General features: G+C 58.4%; 1 rRNA gene. It reads left to right on the top strand.

The features are described from left to right. Window positions 1–255 (top strand): 16S ribosomal RNA (locus tag M3223_RS24150); the annotation flags it as partial.

Genomic DNA, 255 nt, shown 5'->3' with positions numbered 1-255 from the left:
GGACGGATCCCTTCGGGGTGAAGTTAGCGGCGGACGGGTGAGTAACACGTAGGCAACCTGCCCTTAAGACTGGGATAACCTCCGGAAACGGATGCTAATACCAGATAATCGGTTTCTCCACCTGGAGGGGCCGGGAAAGACGGAGCAATCTGTCACTTGAGGATGGGCCTGCGGCGCATTAGCTAGTTGGTGAGGTAACGGCTCACCAAGGCGACGATGCGTAGCCGACCTGAGAGGGTGATCGGCCACACTGGG

This window comes from Paenibacillus pasadenensis (genome assembly GCF_023715725.1).
GTDB lineage: Bacteria > Bacillota > Bacilli > Paenibacillales > Paenibacillaceae > Paenibacillus_O > Paenibacillus_O pasadenensis_A.
This window is presented reverse-complemented; position numbering and strand designations above follow the sequence as displayed.